General features: G+C 69.2%; 17 protein-coding genes. 6 read left to right on the top strand and 11 right to left on the bottom strand.

The features are described from left to right. Nucleotides 1–34: 34 nt before the first annotated feature. Nucleotides 35–1,054, bottom strand: coding sequence for a deoxyribose-phosphate aldolase (deoC, locus tag E3T48_RS08160; protein ID WP_241986727.1), 1,020 nt, complete (start codon nucleotides 1,052–1,054; stop codon nucleotides 35–37). Nucleotides 1,055–1,079: 25 nt separating this feature from the next. After that, nucleotides 1,080–2,030 carry a sugar-binding transcriptional regulator gene (locus tag E3T48_RS08155; protein ID WP_134523576.1) on the bottom strand — a complete coding sequence of 317 codons (951 nt, stop codon included), beginning with the start codon at nucleotides 2,028–2,030 and terminating at the stop codon, nucleotides 1,080–1,082. A gap of 123 nt (nucleotides 2,031–2,153) precedes the next feature. Between E3T48_RS08155 and E3T48_RS08150 the strand changes: the two genes are divergently transcribed. Further along, nucleotides 2,154–3,086: an ROK family protein gene (locus tag E3T48_RS08150; RefSeq protein WP_134523575.1), complete on the top strand. Its 933-nt coding sequence runs from the start codon at nucleotides 2,154–2,156 to the stop codon at nucleotides 3,084–3,086. A 106-nt stretch (nucleotides 3,087–3,192) separates the two neighbouring features. On the opposite strand, the gene E3T48_RS08145 is transcribed toward E3T48_RS08150, so the two are convergent. After that, nucleotides 3,193–3,792 (bottom strand): DUF1349 domain-containing protein, encoded by a 600-nt coding sequence (locus tag E3T48_RS08145; protein ID WP_134523574.1) that lies wholly within the window; start codon nucleotides 3,790–3,792, stop codon nucleotides 3,193–3,195. Nucleotides 3,793–3,979: 187 nt separating this feature from the next. Further along, on the bottom strand, nucleotides 3,980–4,210 hold the full coding sequence (locus tag E3T48_RS08140) for a hypothetical protein (RefSeq protein ID WP_166789674.1): 231 nt from the start codon (nucleotides 4,208–4,210) through the stop codon (nucleotides 3,980–3,982). A 193-nt stretch (nucleotides 4,211–4,403) separates the two neighbouring features. On the opposite strand from E3T48_RS08140, the gene E3T48_RS08135 reads away from it, so the two are divergent. Next, entirely contained in the window at nucleotides 4,404–5,075 is a 672-nt protein-coding gene (locus tag E3T48_RS08135) for a maleylpyruvate isomerase family mycothiol-dependent enzyme (RefSeq protein ID WP_134523572.1), read from the top strand. A gap of 307 nt (nucleotides 5,076–5,382) precedes the next feature. Here E3T48_RS08135 and E3T48_RS08130 read toward each other — a convergent pair whose 3' ends face one another. Genes E3T48_RS08130 through truB form a run of 4 tightly spaced genes read right to left on the bottom strand, consistent with a single transcriptional unit; the run spans nucleotide 5,383 to nucleotide 8,174 of the window. Further along, entirely contained in the window at nucleotides 5,383–6,312 is a 930-nt protein-coding gene (locus E3T48_RS08130; protein ID WP_134523571.1) for a bifunctional riboflavin kinase/FAD synthetase, read from the bottom strand. Further along, nucleotides 6,309–6,752 carry a hypothetical protein gene (locus tag E3T48_RS08125; RefSeq protein ID WP_134523570.1) on the bottom strand — a complete coding sequence of 148 codons (444 nt, stop codon included), beginning with the start codon at nucleotides 6,750–6,752 and terminating at the stop codon, nucleotides 6,309–6,311. The genes E3T48_RS08130 and E3T48_RS08125 overlap by 4 nt, the downstream gene beginning before the upstream one ends. A 37-nt stretch (nucleotides 6,753–6,789) precedes the next feature. Then, nucleotides 6,790–7,158 (bottom strand): hypothetical protein, encoded by a 369-nt coding sequence (locus tag E3T48_RS08120; protein WP_134523569.1) that lies wholly within the window; start codon nucleotides 7,156–7,158, stop codon nucleotides 6,790–6,792. Continuing rightward, the gene (gene truB, locus E3T48_RS08115; RefSeq protein ID WP_134523568.1) at nucleotides 7,155–8,174 is read right to left on the bottom strand and encodes a tRNA pseudouridine(55) synthase TruB; all 1,020 of its coding nucleotides are present in this window, start codon (nucleotides 8,172–8,174) and stop codon (nucleotides 7,155–7,157) included. The genes E3T48_RS08120 and truB overlap by 4 nt, the downstream gene beginning before the upstream one ends. 101 nt (nucleotides 8,175–8,275) lie before the next feature. Between truB and E3T48_RS08110 the strand changes: the two genes are divergently transcribed. Beyond that, nucleotides 8,276–9,283, top strand: a complete 1,008-nt coding sequence (locus tag E3T48_RS08110; protein ID WP_134523567.1) for a ketopantoate reductase family protein — start codon at nucleotides 8,276–8,278, stop codon at nucleotides 9,281–9,283. A gap of 54 nt (nucleotides 9,284–9,337) precedes the next feature. Here E3T48_RS08110 and E3T48_RS08105 read toward each other — a convergent pair whose 3' ends face one another. After that, a complete protein-coding gene (locus E3T48_RS08105; RefSeq protein WP_134523566.1) occupies nucleotides 9,338–10,012 on the bottom strand; it encodes a nucleoside/nucleotide kinase family protein in 675 nt (224 codons plus the stop codon). A 23-nt stretch (nucleotides 10,013–10,035) separates the two neighbouring features. Here E3T48_RS08105 and E3T48_RS08100 point away from each other — a divergent pair, with 23 nt between their 5' ends. The 3 genes from E3T48_RS08100 (at nucleotide 10,036) to E3T48_RS08090 (ending at nucleotide 12,309) form a co-directional block, all read left to right on the top strand. Next, nucleotides 10,036–10,929: an HhH-GPD family protein gene (locus E3T48_RS08100; protein WP_241986725.1), complete on the top strand. Its 894-nt coding sequence runs from the start codon at nucleotides 10,036–10,038 to the stop codon at nucleotides 10,927–10,929. Nucleotides 10,930–11,008: 79 nt separating this feature from the next. Further along, nucleotides 11,009–11,818 carry a thymidylate synthase gene (locus E3T48_RS08095; protein ID WP_134523565.1) on the top strand — a complete coding sequence of 270 codons (810 nt, stop codon included), beginning with the start codon at nucleotides 11,009–11,011 and terminating at the stop codon, nucleotides 11,816–11,818. Continuing rightward, nucleotides 11,815–12,309: a dihydrofolate reductase gene (locus tag E3T48_RS08090; RefSeq protein WP_134523564.1), complete on the top strand. Its 495-nt coding sequence runs from the start codon at nucleotides 11,815–11,817 to the stop codon at nucleotides 12,307–12,309. Before E3T48_RS08095 ends, E3T48_RS08090 begins: the two co-directional genes overlap by 4 nt. Before the next feature lie 207 nt (nucleotides 12,310–12,516). Here the strand turns inward: E3T48_RS08090 and rbfA are convergent, their stop codons facing one another. Then, nucleotides 12,517–13,005 (bottom strand): 30S ribosome-binding factor RbfA, encoded by a 489-nt coding sequence (gene rbfA / locus E3T48_RS08085; protein WP_134523563.1) that lies wholly within the window; start codon nucleotides 13,003–13,005, stop codon nucleotides 12,517–12,519. A 193-nt stretch (nucleotides 13,006–13,198) separates the two neighbouring features. Beyond that, nucleotides 13,199–15,200 (bottom strand): translation initiation factor IF-2 (gene infB / locus E3T48_RS08080; protein ID WP_134523562.1); only part of this gene is annotated, 2,002 nt, incomplete at its 5' end.

Raw genomic sequence — 15,200 nt, 5'->3', positions numbered from 1 at the left:
TCGAGCCTGTCGACGGTGATCGAGCCTGTCGAGATCAGTCAATCGTCACGTAGTCGGGGCCGGAGTAGTGCCCGGTTGTCATCTTCTGGCGCTGCATCAGCACGTCGTTGAGCAGGCTCGATGCGCCGAACCGGAACAGGCTCGGGGTCAGCCATTCCTCGCCAACGGTCTCGGCGACGGTCACGACGTATTTGATGGCGTCCTTGGAGGTGCGGATGCCGCCGGCCGGCTTGACGCCGACCCTTGCGCCGGTGAGGCGCTTCCAGTCCCGCACGACCTCGAGCATCGACAGGGTGACGGGCAGCGTCGCCGCGGGCACCATCTTGCCGGTGGAGGTCTTGATGAAGTCGCCGCCGGCCAGGATGGCCAGCCAGGACGCGCGGCGCACGTTGTCGTAGGTGTTCAGTTCCCCGGTTTCGAGGATCACCTTGAGGTGGGCAAAGCTTCCGTCGGCCCGCTTGCAGGCCTCCTTCACGGCGACGATCTCGTCGTAGACCTGGCCGAACCGGCCCGAGAGGAACGCGCCCCTGTCGATGACCATGTCGATCTCGTCGGCGCCCCCCGCGACGGCGTCGCCGACATCCGCCAGTTTGACGGCGAGGGATGCCCGGCCGCTCGGGAAGGCGGTGGCGACGGCCGCCACGTTGACGCCGGTGTCGGTGCCGGCGGCGTGGGCGGAGCCGAGCGCCTCAACGGCGATGGGAACCAGGTCGCCGTAGACGCAAACGGCGGCAACCCGGGGGCAGGCAGGGTCGCCCGGGTCGGGGGTGAGGGCCTTGCCGACCAGGGAGCGCACCTTGCCGGGGGTGTCCGCGCCCTCGAGGGTGGTCAGGTCGATCAGGCTGATGATCTTGTCGAGCGCCCACTTCTTCGAGCTGGTCTTCACCGAGCGCGAACCGAGGTCGGCGGCGCGCTGTTCGAGGCCGACGGCGTCGATCCCCGGGATACCGTGCAGGTACCGGCGCAGGTTCGCGTCGGTGGCCTCGCCGCCGAGGAGCGCCAGTGCACGTTCGCCGGTGTTCAGCCGGGCCATGGCCAATTGACTGCTAGTCATGAGTTGTCCTTGCGGTTTGGGTTGGTCAAGCTTCATCGCCGAGGATGGCGAGGGCGGTGTCTTCATCGGTCACCAGCACGGTGCAGAGCCCGCTACCGACAATGGCGCGGGCGATGGCGTGCTTCGAAGTTCCAGCAATCACGGCGATCGCCGTTTTCGCCTGGCGCAACTGCTCGAGCTGGATGCCCACGGTGCGCCCGTCGAGCTCCGGGTCGACGATGTTGCCGTTGCTGTCGATGTACCGGCCGACGATGTCGCCGACCGCGCCCTTGCGCACAAGCTCGGCGACCTGCTCGGCGGTGAGGTAGCCGCTGTCGACCAGCGCCGAGAACTCGTCGGCCTGTCCGGCGCTGAAGAGGTACGCCGAGGCCGCGGTCGCCAGGTTCAGCACCGCGGCGACGGCACGGTCGGACTCGATCGCCTGTTTGGTCTCGAGGCGTTCGAGGATGGCCGGGCTGGGCAGCAGCGTCGCCGCACCCGCGGCCTTGTGCGCGATGTTCACCGCGGTCGCCGCCGCGGTCCCGGCACGCCGGTTCAGGCTGACGCCGCCGTTGATCTGCACGACGTTGACCCCGTGTGCCCAGCCCTGCTTGAGGTGCAGGGCGACCTCGTGCAGGGTCCGACCCCAGCTGATTCCGAGCGTGCGGGGAACCGGGCGGAGGCCGGTGAGGTAGTCGGCCGCGGCCTGAGCGGTGCGGGACTGCAGTTCCTCGTCGCCGGCGACGCCGGCGGAGGAGACCACGATCGCATCCGTCAGGCCGGTGGCCTCGCGGAGCCGGCGCTCGACCGAGAGCCGGCGGGCCCGGGGGTGCACGATCTCGATCCGGATGAAGCCGCTTGCCTTAGCCTGGGCGAGCAGCCGGCCGACCTTCCACCGGGTGAGGCGGAGGAGGGTGCCGATCTCGTCCTGCGTCTTGTTCTCCTCGTAGTACAGCTCGGCGGCACGAATTGACAGCAGTTCGTCAGTGTCGATCACTCTGGTGCGCTCCATCCGATTTGACTCCAGCCTAGGTTGCCTGCCCGCCCCGATCAACATCTGTTTGAAATCTTGCTCATCTGAGCAACCGGGCGAACGGATGCCACGATCTAGGCTCAGAGCATGTCCCCCACGTATGCGCTCGCCGTCGACCTCGGCGGCACCAAGGTCGAGGCCGCCCTGGTCGACGACCACGGCGCCGTCTTCTCCTCAAGCCGGCACCGTTCCCCCACCGGCCCAACGGCCACGAGCGAGCAACTCGCCGCCGCAGTCGTGTCGGTCGTCGGCCGCGCCCTCGGAGGACTGTCGGCCGGGTCAGACTTCGTCGGCGTCGGCATCGGCAGCGCCGGACCGATCGCCGTGGCCGACGGGGCCGTCTCGCCGCTGAATCTGCCGGCCTGGCGTGGGTACCCGCTCCGGGACCTGGTCGAACGGCTGGTTCCGGCTGGACCGGTGCGGGTGCGCCTGGACGGCCTGTGCATCACGCTGGCCGAGCACTGGCTCGGGGCAGGGCAGGGCGCGGACAGCCTGATGGGCATGGTCGTATCCACCGGCGTCGGCGGCGGGCTCATCCTCGGCGGCACCACGGTGTCCGGGCCCAGCGGCAACGCCGGTCACATCGGACACATCGAGGTCGGCGGGTTCGACGACCGGTGCGCCTGCGGCGGGATCGGCTGCCTGGAGGCCGTCGCATCCGGCCCCCGCACCGTCGCCTGGGCCAGGACCCAGGGTTGGAGCGGCTCGACCGGCGAGGAGCTCTCGGCCTCCTACGCCGCCGGCGATCCCGTCGCCGTGGCCGCCGTGCGCCGCGCCGGCCGCGCGATCGGCCAGGCCATCGCCTCGGCCACCAACCTGGTCGACCTCGACGTCGTCGCCATCGGCGGCGGCTTCTCGCACGTGACCCCCGACCTGTTCGACTTCGTGCGGGAGGCCGTCGACGAACGGACGGTCTTCGAGTTCGCGAGGCGCGTGCGGGTGGTGCCGTCCGCCCTATCCGGGGACGGCCCGCTGATCGGCGCCGCCGCCCTCATTCACCGGGCCGCTCTCGTCGCCTGACCGCCGGCACGCCGACCACCAGCGGACCGAGGGCGCCGAGGGCGTAGCCGATACCTGCACGAACCCTGCTGCTCCCACTCATCAACCGCCATTCGTCCGTGCGGAATCAACTGCCATCTCGGAAGTCTGCCGGCACGTTGGTGCTGTATGTGATGTTGTCGAACTCGGCCACACACCTGTCGCCCATCGGGGCCTGTGCCAGGAATCCAACGCGCAGGGGACCGTCAAAGGCGAGACGGAAGACACGAACGAAGACCCAGCTGTGGCCGTCAAAGGAATAGTGGAACGCCCAGCCCGCCCCGGAGCGAAGAACGCGGAGGTAGACCGCTTCCTCGGAGACCAGTGTTGAGTTGCAGTCGTCCGAGTACTCGTTCGTCACCACAGACACGACCATGGCCTGTCCCTGAGGCGAATACTCGAAGCACAGCTTGGCCCAATGGTCAGGGTCGCCCCAGATCGCCAGGACCGCGGCGTCGAACGTTGTTCTGTCATTCCGCACCTGGGCGCGGACCGACAGCGAAAAGTCTTTTGCCGGAGCGAAGCCGAGCGCGGTCGCTGCGTGTTGTTGAGGACCTCCGAACGCGTCATTGGTCCAGTCGGCGCCAGCGGCAGAGGTGAGGATGAGGACGCCGCTGGTGGGCGTCTCAGCCGAGCCCCGTCCGTTGACCCATTCGAGCGGCGGTACCCCCGGCACAACAACGTTCATGCGAATTCGTTCCTCTCGGCGTGGACGCAGTCCACAGCGCCGTTGTCAGCGTAGGGGACGGAGAGCTGTGGGCAGCGCCACGTGGCACTGCGAGTATCCAGACATCCATGCAACTGATGCAGAGTCCCTGGTCGTCGTGACGGCGACGACCGCCCACGGCCTCGCTGCGGCCGCGCGCACAGCCCCTCTATGGAATCTCGTGCGGGACGTCCGAACGCCGGTCCACTGCAATTCCGGCAGGGCGGCCAGAGATAAACTTCCGCAGTGCGGTCTTGACGCCCTCAATGTCAGCAGCGGCCAGTGACTGCTCGATGAAGCCGTGAAGTGTCGTTTCAACGTGCTGAATATGGGCTTCCTTCTCTCGACCGGCGTCAGTCTGGGAGAGGATCACTCGGCGACGGTCGTTGAGCGCTGGCATCCGTTCGAGTAGGGTCGCGGCCGAGTGGACCGTGATCGGCCAGCACCCGAATATCCATACGTGAGTTTCCGCACCGATCCACCTCAGACCCCGAGGTTGGCCGCCACCAGCACGATCCCGACCAGGGCGAGGGTGCGCCCGGCCCGGTGCCGGTTCGGGGTGTCGATCACCGGGCAAGTCTAGGCTGGACACCATGCCGGAATTCACGAAGTACCTGCCGTTCAGCCAACGCCCGGCCGTCGACGAGTCGGGGGCAAGTTCCGACTGGAGCGCGCCGCTCGCGGAGACCCTCACGGCCATCGCCGACCTCCTCGCCGGGCTCAGCCCCGAACAGTGGGAGGCTCCGAGCCTCTGCGGCGAGTGGCGGGTGCGGGATGTCGCGGGCCACCTGGTCTGGCGGCTCGGCACCATCAATACGAAGTTGGTCCGCGGCGTCGGCCGCGCGATGCTGGACGGTCGGTTCCTGAACCCGAACCGAGGGATCGACGTGCTCAGCCGGGCCGCGGCCGAGGCGGAGCCGGCCGAGCTCGTCGCCGCGCTGCGCCGGATCGCCGCCGGCCGGCTGGCTGGTGTCGGCCGGCACGGCGTCACCGAACTGACCGAGGCCGTCGTGCACGGCTTCGACATCGCCCGCGCGCTGGACCTGACGTTGCCGGTGGCGCCGACCGTGTCCGGAGCGGTGGCGCTCCGCCGCGCGCTGATCGCGCCCACTCCGGTGAAGGCCGTTCTGCGCCGGCGCACCCTGGTCGCGACGGATGCGCTCTGGCGCGTCGGCCGGGGACCGGCGTTCGAGGGCGCCGCCGAAGACATCGTGCTGTTCCTGTTCGGTCGCGAGGGTTTCACGCCGGGCGGGCGCCGCGCCTGATTTCGACAGGCTCAATCACCGGGACGAGCTCAATCACCGTCGGAGGTCGAGCCTGTCGAGACCAGCTCGCGTCACGTGATTTCGACGCGCTCAATCACCGGACGGTGGTCGAGCCTGTCGAGACCAGCTCGCGTCACNGGTCGAGCCTGTCGAGACCAGCTCGCGTCACGTGATTTCGACGCGCTCAATCACCGGACGGTGGTCGAGCCTGTCGAGACCAGCTCGCGTCACGTGATTTCGACGAGCTCAATCACCGGGACGAGCTCAATCACCGGACGAGCTCAATCACCGGGGCGACCGACGGCAGTCAGGACAGCAGGTGGCGCACCCGTTCGACGTCGTCCCGCATCTGCACGATCAACGGCTCGATGCCCGTGAAGGCGACCATTCCACGGATCCGGTCCACGAACGACACCTCCACCACGTGGTCGTAGAGATCGATCTCCCGGTCGAGCACGTAGGCCTCGACCTGCTTCTGGGCCACGCCGTCGAAGGTGGGGTTGTTGCCAACGGAGATCGCCGCCGGGTAGCGCACGCCGGCATCCGTCAGCCAGCCCGCGTAGACGCCGTCGGCAGGAATGAGACCCTCGGAGTCCGGCGACAGGTTCGCGGTCGGGAAGCCGAGTTCCCTGCCCCTGGCCGCGCCGTGCACGACCTCGCCGCGAACGGTCGGCAGGTGGCCGAGCAGGCCGGTGGCCGCGAGCACGTCGCCGTGGGCGAGGAGCTCCCGGATCCAGGTCGACGACACCCGGCGGATGCTGTCGGGCTTCACATCGTCGATCAGTCGCACGTCGAACCCGTCGGCGACGCCGAGTCGCTGAAGCAGGTGCACGTCGCCGGCGGCGCGGGCACCGAACCGGAAGTCCCGGCCGACGAGCACGTGCTTCGCATGCAGGCCGTTGACGAGCACGGAATCGATGAACTCCTCGGCCGGGAGCGCGGCGAGGGCATCGTTGAACTCGAGCACGAGGGCGGCGTCGACGCCGGTCTCGCCGAGGAGTTTCAGCTTCTGCTCGGTGCTGATCAAGGCCTGCGGGCAGTCGTCCGGCGCCAACAGCGCGAGCGGATGCCGGTCGAAGGTGGCCACGACCGAGGCAAGCCCCTCGGCGTCGGCGAGGGCCTTCAGCTCGGCGATGACGGCCCGGTGGCCGGCGTGCACACCGTCGAACTTTCCGATGCTCACGGCGGAGGCGGGCCAGTCGGCCGGAATGTCGCCGAGCCCCCTGATGATCCTCATCCGCGGCCCGGCGCCCGGCGGGCGAGCCACCACATGCCCAGGATCGGCAGCACGAGCGGAATGAACAGGTAGCCCCGGCCGTAGACCGACCAGACCGAGTCGTGCGGGAACAAGGAGGGGTCGAAGAGGCTGAGGGTGCCGACCAAGAGCACACCGAGCAGTTCGAAGCCGATGGTGATCCAGGCGACCCGGTACCAGCCGCGCCCGCTTCTGACCAGGGCCACGGTGGCCACGATGTAGACCACGGCGGCGAGGGCGGAGAGCGAGTAGGACAGCGGGGCGTCGGCGAACTTGGAGACGATCTGCACGAAGGACCGGCCGGTGGCGGCGAGCGCCAGGATGCCGTACACGGCGATGAGCACTCGCCCGATGCCGGTCACCCGACGGGTCGGGGCATCCTCGGTCGTCTTCACTTCGGCATCGTTCTGGGGTCCAGTCATGGCTTCGTAATTATCGCAGCATCCGGCGGGGGCTTTCTCACAGCCCCTGCACGGTCCAGATCTGCAGCATCCGGTAGAGCATGACCGCGACGGCGAGGCAGGCCGCGCCGAGGATGACCGTGCTCCACCGGCTGCGCTCGATCAGTGCCCAGATCGCCGCGGCGACCGGCACCAGGATGGCGCTGACCAGGTAGGTGTAGAACTCAAGCAGGCTGCCGCTCGCGTTGTTGCCCGTGAACGGCGCGACGATGGCGACGACGAACTGCGCCAGGAGGAGCAGCTCGACCAGGGCGGTCGCTCCCATCGACAGGTCGGTGGGCTTGCGGCCGAGCAGCCCGAGGCCGACGCAGAGCAGGCCGCCGAGGACGGCGACCGCGACCTGGGCCCAGGCGAACCACTCGATCATGCGGCACCGTCCGGCCCGGGAAGGGTGACGGAAGCGGCGGGGAGCGGAGCGTCGTCCGGCGGGAAGTTGACGAGGGACTTGGCCTGCCCGCCGCGGAACTCGACCAGGCCGACCAGCCGCCCGCCGGGGGCGATGGCCGCGACCGGACCGGCCGGACTTCGGTCCTGGTCGCCGCCGATGTCGATGCGTTTGCCGTGGCCGAGGTCGATGGTCTGCTGCTCGGTGAGATCGAGTCGGCCGAGGATGCGCGTTGCCGCCGCGGCCGGGCCGATCAGGGCCGAGGCAACGTCGAGTTCGTCGAGGGGGCAGGCGTCCTCGATCCGGAACGGGCCGATCCGGGTGCGGCGCAGGCTGGTGAGGTGCCCGCCGACGCCGAGGCCGGCGCCGAGGTCGCGGGCGAGGGCCCTGATGTAGGTGCCGGAGGAGCACTCCACTCGCACGGTGAGGTCGAGGAAGCCGTCGACGGGCGTCTCCTGCAGCAGCTCGAACGCGCTCACGGTGACCGGCCGGGCCGGGAGGTCCACCGCTTCACCGGCGCGCACGCGTGCGTAGGCGCGCACTCCATCGACCTTGATGGCGCTCACTGCGCTCGGCTGCTGGCTGATGGCGCCGGTGAGCGCCCGGATTCCGGCGACGACGACCTCCGGCGTGAGCGCTGCAACGGCGCCCGCGGGGGCCCGGCCGAGCTCCTCTCCCTCGGCGTCGTCCGTCGTGGTGGCGACCCCCAGCCTGATCGTGGCGAGGTATTCCTTGTCCAGGCCGACGACGTAGGTGAGCAGCCGGGTCGAGCTGTTGATGCCGAGGATGAGCAGGCCGGTGGCCATCGGGTCGAGCGTGCCGGCGTGGCCGACCTTGCGGGTGCCGGCGAGGCGGCGGGTGCGTGCGACGGCGTCGTGACTGGTCCAGCCCTGCGGTTTATCGATGAGCACGAGCCCACTGGCGGAGCCGCTCCTGCGCGCTGGCTGAGCCTGCGGCCCGTTGTCTGGCTGCCGGGAATCGTCGCTCACCCTTGTCATGGTATCCGCCAATCATCGGCGCCAAATCATCGGGGCCGCGTTCGCCCGGGCCGGGGACGGTGGCGGCGCTCCTCCCGCACGGTGCGACCTAGGCTGGGGCCATGAAGATCGCGGTAATCGGAACGGGCGCCCTCGGCGGCACCTTCGCCACCCTGCTGGTCCGGGCCGGTCATGACGTGACCGTCACGGCGCGCGGTGCCGGGTTGGCCGCCATCCGGGCCGACGGCATCCGTCTGACCGGAGGGTTCGGCGAGGCGCACGCACGCCCGGTTGCGCTGGAGCGCCTCCTCGAGACACCCGATCTGACCCTGGTCTGCACCAAGGCGCAGGATGCCGCCGCCGCCATCTCGGACAATGCGGCCGTTCTCGACGGCTCCCCCGTGATCGTCGTGCAGAACGGTCTCGACGGGGTGGCCACGGCCGCCCGTCTGCTGCCCCGCTCCGAATGCTTCGGCGCCCTGTCGATCATCGCCGCGAACTATACGGCCCCCGGCCGGGTGAACATCACCACCCCGGCGCCGACCTACCTGGGCCGGGGCTCCGGCGCCGCCGACGCCGAGGCCGCGGGGTGGCGGGATGTGCTGGCCGAGGCCGTGCCCACCCGGGTGATCGACAACTTCGTCGGGGCGCAGTGGACGAAGCTCGTCGTGAACATGCTCAATTCGTTGCCGGCCATCACCGGCCGCAGCGTGCAGGAGGTCGTCGACCATCCCGGCCTCCGCCGGGTGATGACGGCCAGCATGCGGGAGACCGTGCGGGTGGGCATGGCGCGTGGGATGCGGTTCGGAGCGCTGCAGGGACTCGGCGACGTCAGGCTCCGCCTGTTCTCGCGGCTGCCGCTGTCGCTCGGCCAGGTGCTGCCCAGGATGATGCGGGCGCGGATGGGCGACGTGCCGAACCTCGGCTCCACCCTGCAGAGCCTCACGCGGGGCCAGCGCACCGAGATCGACTACCTTAACGGCGCCGTCGTGCGCGAGGCCGGGCTGGCGGGGCTGGCTGCGCCGGTGAACGCGCTGCTCACGGCCCTGGTGCACGAGGTCGAGGAATGGGGCACAGCGCTCACCCCGGGCGAGGTCTGCTCGCGTTTCGCGACGCTCGTGTTGCGCTGAACCGCCCTACCGCCGAGTCCGAGCGCCGTTCCCGGTCCCCGTCCCGCGGCCCCGTCAGCAGCTGTCGAAGAACCTGCGCTCTGGCCGGGTCTGGTCGGTGAGGTCGACAACGGCGGCGACCCGGCTGCGTGGCCTCACCTCGGTGCGGTAGAGCCGGTCGGCCTCGGCCTGTTCGTCGCCGCGGTCAGCCGGACCGTCGCCCTCGATATCTGCAGGAACGACGCTGAGGGCGTCCGCGGCTTCGGCCGCCGTCTCGACGAGCACGCTGTACTGCCAGAGGTCGCGCAGCTCCCGCCGGTTCAGGTGGTCGCCGTCGATCACCAGGGTGGCGTCGGGCGGCCCGGTCAGCCAGGTCGGTTCGATCCAGGCGTCCCGGTCCGGGTCGAACGCCAGGGTCACGAAGCCGGTGCTGCCGCCCATCCGGAACGGGTCGAGCAGCACCCGGCGCAACAGCGAAAAGTCGTAGCGATGACGGAAGAGCCGCTCAGGGGACTCCGGGCCGAACCGCTCCTGCTCAGCTCGTGACCTCCGGAAATGGGCCAGCGACGCCCGGAATGCCGGGTGCTCCCGCTCGATCAGCACCGCGGCCAGATCATCGGCGAAGGCGGTGCGGGCCGCGTCGTCCGTGCCGTCAACGGCCACGACCGTGCGCCCGCGCCCGTAGAGGCCGAGGATCTCGGACGCGAGGTCGCGGAGGAAATCGATCCGGGGTGTGGAGACAAGCTTCATGAATCGACCCTAGGTTAGAAAGCGTGAAGGTCACAGCCCAGGCGAAACGCATCGTCCCCGCCATCACTGCCTGGTTTCGGGCCAACGGCCGGGACCTGCCCTGGCGACGCGACGGCTTCACTGCCTGGGGCACCCTGGTCAGCGAGTTCATGCTGCAGCAGACCCCGGTCAGCCGGGTCATCCCGCGATTGGAGGACTGGCTCGAACGCTGGCCGACACCGGCCGCTCTTGCCGCTGTGCCGCCCGGCGAAGCCGTACGCGCCTGGGCGAGCCTCGGCTACCCGCGACGAGCACTCTGGCTGCACGCGGCAGCCGTCGAGATCACCCGCCGCCACGACGGCGTCGTGCCCGACGACGTCGACGCCCTGCTGGCGCTCACCGGGGTCGGCGACTACACCGCGCGGGCCGTTGCCGCCTTCGCCTACGGCCACCGGCATCCGGTCGTCGACACCAACACCCGCCGGGTGATCGCCCGGGCCGTCGGCGGACAGGCCGAACCCGCACCGCCGGCCCGCACCCGCGACCTCGACGCGATGAGTGCGCTGCTGCCGACGGACCGCGCCGAGGCCGCCGCGTTCAACGCCGCCATCATGGAGCTCGGGGCCGTCGTCTGCACGGCCAGGAATCCCCGCTGCGACGCCTGTCCGATCCGGGACGACTGCGCCTGGCTGGGCGCGGGATCTCCCGCCTACGACGGCCCGCGCAAGGCCGTGCAGAAGAAGTTCGAGGGCAGCGACCGCCAGGTGCGCGGGCTGGTGATGGCCGAGCTCCGGGCCACCCACCGCCCCGTGACCGACGCCGAGATCGACGGTTTGTGGCCGGATGCGCCCCAGCGCCGGCGCGCCCTGGCCGGCCTGATCTCCGATGGTCTCGCCGTGCACCACGGCGACGACGGCTACACCCTGCCGCACCAGTGACGGCGGGCCCGGGAATCACCCGCGCGCCGGGTGCGCCGGCGTGCGGCGGAATCCCCGGGGAGACCGTACGATCGTAGCGATGACTGCTTCGATCCCGACCCCATATGAAGACCTGCTCCGCGACACCCTCGCGAACGGGACGCCCAAGGCCGACCGCACCGGCACCGGCACCAGGAGCGTCTTCGGCCGCCAGCTGCGCTTCGACCTGGCCGCCGGTTTTCCACTGGTCACGACGAAACGGGTGCATTTCCCGTCGATCGCCTACGAGCTGCTCTGGTTCCTCCGAGGCGACGGCAACGTGAACTGGCTCCGCGACCACGGCGTGACAATCTGGAACGAGTGGGCCGACGCGAACGGCGACCTCGGCCCGGTCTACGGGGTGCAGTGGCGCTCCTGGCCGACGGCATCCGGGGAGAGCATCGACCAGCTCGCCCAGATCATCGAGACCCTTCGCACCGACCCCGATTCCCGCCGGATGATCGTCTCCGCCTGGAATGTCGCGGACATCCCGAAGATGGCCCTGGCTCCCTGCCACGCCCTGTTCCAGTTCTACGTCGCCAACGGCAAGCTCTCCTGCCAGCTCTACCAGCGCAGCGCCGACCTGTTCCTCGGTGTGCCGTTCAACATCGCCAGCTACGCGCTGCTGACCCAGCTCGTGGCCGCGCAGGTCGGGCTGGAGCTCGGCGAATTCGTCTGGACCGGCGGCGACTGCCACATCTACGACAACCACGTCGCCCAGGTCACCGAGCAGCTGGGCCGCAGCGCCTTCCCCGCACCGACCCTGCGCATCCAGACCCCGCGGGACAGCCTCTTCGACTACGAGTTCGAGGACCTCGTCCTGGAGAACTACCGGCATCACCCCGCAATCAAGGCCGCGGTCGCGGTATGACCCTCGGGCTGATCTGGGCCGAGAGCAGCAACCGGGTCATCGGGTTCGACGGCGCGATGCCGTGGCACCTCCCGGAGGATCTCGCGCATTTCAAGGCGCTCACCAATGGCGGCGCCGTGCTGATGGGCCGGCGCACCTGGGACTCGCTTCCGCCCCGGTTCCGGCCGCTGCCCGGCCGGACCAACATCGTGATCACCCGCCAGCCGGACTGGAGGGCGGATGGCGCGGTGACGGCGCACTCCGTCGATGACGCCCTGGCGCTTGCACCGGGCACCGACGCGTGGGTGATCGGGGGTCTGGAGATCTTCGCGCTGACCATCGCCGCCGCTGACGTGCTCAAGGTCACCGAGATCAACGCCGACTACCCAGGCGACACGGCTGCGCCGGCGATCCCGGCGGGCTGGCGGCGGGCCGCCGTCGACCCGGAGCAGGGCTGGCACACCTCGCGCACCGGACTCGAGTACCGGTTCGTGCGCTACCTGCCCCGGTAACCTCGCCTGACCCGCTCTCGTCAAGCTCGACCACCGCAGCGCGCCCCCCGAGTGAGCTCCGTGCCGAATTCAGGTGCAGAGCCCGGAAGAGCCCGGAACAGTGCGACGGATGCTCGCCGTGCCCCGGAATTTTCGCTGTTCTCCTGAATTCGGAACACGCTAGAGCGCTGGGCTCGATGGACGCGACGGGCGCGGCCACGGGGCGGGCTAGTTCTTGTCCTCGGTGTGTGCGTGGGTGGACACGACCGGAGCCACCTCGTCCTCGTCCTCGTCGTATACGCGGGGCTTGACGTACGGGTCCTCGTCGCCGGCGTACTTCGCCGTGCGGGCGAGTTCGCCGACCTCGGTGTCGCGCTCACGCGCCTCCCGGAGGAGGTCGTCGATGAGGGCGGCGTTCTCTGGGATCGCGTCCGCGATGAACTCCAACGACGGCGTGAGCCTGGCCGTGATGTTCTTGCCGACCTCGCTGCGCAGCATCCCGGTCGCGGCCTTGAGGGCTGCGGCACTGTCGGCGCGTTCCTCGGCGTTGCCGTAGACGGTGTAGAACACCGACGCGTGCTGCAGGTCGCCGGTCACCTTCACATCCGTGATCGTCACGAAACCGAGCCGCGGGTCGCGGAGTCCGCGTTCGAGCCGCTTGGCCACGATGACCTTGATGCGGTCGGCCATCTTCCTGGCGCGTGCCGGATCTGCCATGGTAACTACTCCTAAATTCGAAAAACTACTGCCGCTCTCAAGCTCTCCCCCACCAAGGAACTGACGGTTCGATCCGTCCGAGACGGTGGGTCGTAGCTGGATTCCCCTAAAAAGGGAATCGGGGTAGGGGTCCCCGCTCTCTTTCCTTTTTAGGGGAATCCAGCGGAGACCCGCACCCATCATCCGTAAGTCGTTAGACCCGCGGCTTTTCCTTCAGTTCGATCGTCTCGATCTCGTCACCGATCTGGATGTCGTTGAACTTGCCCAGGCCGATACCACACTCGAAGTCCGTGCGGACCTCGGTGACGTCGTCCTTGAACCGTCGCAGCGACTCGATGCCCAGGTTGTCGCCGACGACGATGCCGTTGCGAATGACCCGCGCCTTGGCGTTCCTCGTGATGACACCCGAGCGCACGATGACGCCGGCCACGTTCCCGAACTTGGAGGAGCTGAACACCTCGCGGATCTCGGCGACACCGCTCTGCACCTCTTCGAACTCGGGCTTGAGCATTCCGGTGAGGGAGTTCTCGATGTCCTCGAGGGCGTTGTAGATGACCGAGTAGAAGCGCACGTCCACGCCTTCACGGGCGGCGCGTTCGCGCGCCTTCGTGTCGGGGCGAACGTTGAAGCCGATGATGATGGCATTGTCGACGGTGGCGAGGTTGACGTCGCTCTCCGTGACCGCACCGACACCACGGTGGATGATACGCAGCTGCACCGAATCGTCGACCTCGATCTTGAGGAGCGACTCTTCCAGGGCCTCGACGGCACCGGACACGTCGCCCTTGATGATGAGGTTGAGCGACTCGACCTTGCCCTCTTCGAGTGCGCGGGTGAAGTCCTCGAGGCTGATCCGCTTGCGGGCCTTGGCCAGCAGCGCGTTCCGCTCGGCGGCTTCGCGCTTCTCGGCGATCTGACGAGCGGTGCGGTCTTCCTGAATGACCAGGAAGGTGTCGCCGGCTCTCGGAACGCTGGAGAGGCCCTGAACCTGCACGGCCCGGGACGGGGTCGCGGTGAGCACGGGAACGCCGTTCTCGTCGGCCATCGCACGAACGCGGCCGTAGGCCGTGCCCGCCACGATGGAGTCTCCGACGTGCAGCGTTCCCGACTGGATGAGGACGGTCGCCACGGCGCCGCGGCCCTTGTCGAGGCGAGCCTCGATGGCCACGCCGCGGGCATCCTTGTCGGGGTTGGCGCGCATGTCCAGTCCGGCGTCCGCGGTGAGCAGCACGGCGTCCAGGATCTCCTGGATGCCGGTCTGCTGCTTGGCCGACACATCGACGAACATGACGTCTCCGCCGTATTCCTCGGCGACCAGGCCGAACTCGGTCAGCTGCTGGCGAACCTTCTGCGGGTTCGCGCCGGGCTTGTCGATCTTGTTCACTGCGACCACGATCGGCACGTTGGCGGCCTGGGCGTGGTTGAGCGCCTCAATCGTCTGCGGCATGATGCCGTCGTCCGCCGCGACCACGAGGATCGCGATGTCGGTGACCTGCGCGCCACGGGCACGCATGGCGGTGAACGCCTCGTGGCCCGGAGTGTCGATGAAGGTGATGGCGCGTTCGATGCCCTCGTGCTCGGTGACGACCTGGTAGGCACCGATGTGCTGGGTGATGCCACCGGCTTCGCCGGCCGCCACCTTGGCGTTGCGGATGGCGTCCAGGAGTGCGGTCTTGCCGTGGTCGACGTGACCCATGACGGTGACGACCGGCGGCCGGGCGAAGAGCTCGTCGTCGGTCTCGTCTTCCAGCTCCTGGTCGATGTCGATGTCGAAGCCGAGCAGCAGCTCGCGGTCCTCGTCGTCGGGCGAGACCATCTGGATCTTGTAGCCGAGCTCGCTGCCGAGCACGTCGAAGGTGGCCTCGTCGAGGGACTCCGTGGCCGTGGCCATCTCACCGAGGTGGAAGAGCACGGTCACGAGGTTTCCGGGGCTGGCGTCGATCTTGTCGGCGAAGTCCGTGATCGAGGCGCCGCGGCGCAGACGCACCACGGTTCCGCCGTCGCCGCGGGGGACGCTGACGCCACCCAGCGACGGGGCCTCGCGCAGCTCGAACTCCGCCCTCTTCGTGCGCTTGGACTTGCGAGCCTTGTTCTTGCCGCCACCGCGACCGAACGCACCAGCGGTTCCGCCGCCCGGGCCGCGACCGCGGCCACCTGCACCGCCGCCGCCCGCCGGGCGAGGCGGGCCGAAGCCG

Source organism: Cryobacterium fucosi (assembly GCF_004403515.1).
Lineage (GTDB): Bacteria > Actinomycetota > Actinomycetes > Actinomycetales > Microbacteriaceae > Cryobacterium > Cryobacterium fucosi.
This window is presented reverse-complemented; position numbering and strand designations above follow the sequence as displayed.

Coding starts and splice junctions, on each gene's coding strand:
- deoC (WP_241986727.1), bottom strand. CDS start 1,054: ATGACTAGCAGTCAATTGGCCATGGCCCGGCTGAACACCGGCGAACGT.
- E3T48_RS08150 (WP_134523575.1), top strand. CDS start 2,154: ATGTCCCCCACGTATGCGCTCGCCGTCGACCTCGGCGGCACCAAGGTC.
- E3T48_RS08145 (WP_134523574.1), bottom strand. CDS start 3,792: ATGAACGTTGTTGTGCCGGGGGTACCGCCGCTCGAATGGGTCAACGGA.
- E3T48_RS08140 (WP_166789674.1), bottom strand. CDS start 4,210: ATGCCAGCGCTCAACGACCGTCGCCGAGTGATCCTCTCCCAGACTGAC.
- E3T48_RS08135 (WP_134523572.1), top strand. CDS start 4,404: ATGCCGGAATTCACGAAGTACCTGCCGTTCAGCCAACGCCCGGCCGTC.
- E3T48_RS08130 (WP_134523571.1), bottom strand. CDS start 6,312: ATGAGGATCATCAGGGGGCTCGGCGACATTCCGGCCGACTGGCCCGCC.
- E3T48_RS08125 (WP_134523570.1), bottom strand. CDS start 6,752: ATGACTGGACCCCAGAACGATGCCGAAGTGAAGACGACCGAGGATGCC.
- E3T48_RS08120 (WP_134523569.1), bottom strand. CDS start 7,158: ATGATCGAGTGGTTCGCCTGGGCCCAGGTCGCGGTCGCCGTCCTCGGC.
- truB (WP_134523568.1), bottom strand. CDS start 8,174: ATGACAAGGGTGAGCGACGATTCCCGGCAGCCAGACAACGGGCCGCAG.
- E3T48_RS08110 (WP_134523567.1), top strand. CDS start 8,276: ATGAAGATCGCGGTAATCGGAACGGGCGCCCTCGGCGGCACCTTCGCC.
- E3T48_RS08105 (WP_134523566.1), bottom strand. CDS start 10,012: ATGAAGCTTGTCTCCACACCCCGGATCGATTTCCTCCGCGACCTCGCG.
- E3T48_RS08095 (WP_134523565.1), top strand. CDS start 11,009: ATGACTGCTTCGATCCCGACCCCATATGAAGACCTGCTCCGCGACACC.
- E3T48_RS08090 (WP_134523564.1), top strand. CDS start 11,815: ATGACCCTCGGGCTGATCTGGGCCGAGAGCAGCAACCGGGTCATCGGG.
- rbfA (WP_134523563.1), bottom strand. CDS start 13,005: ATGGCAGATCCGGCACGCGCCAGGAAGATGGCCGACCGCATCAAGGTC.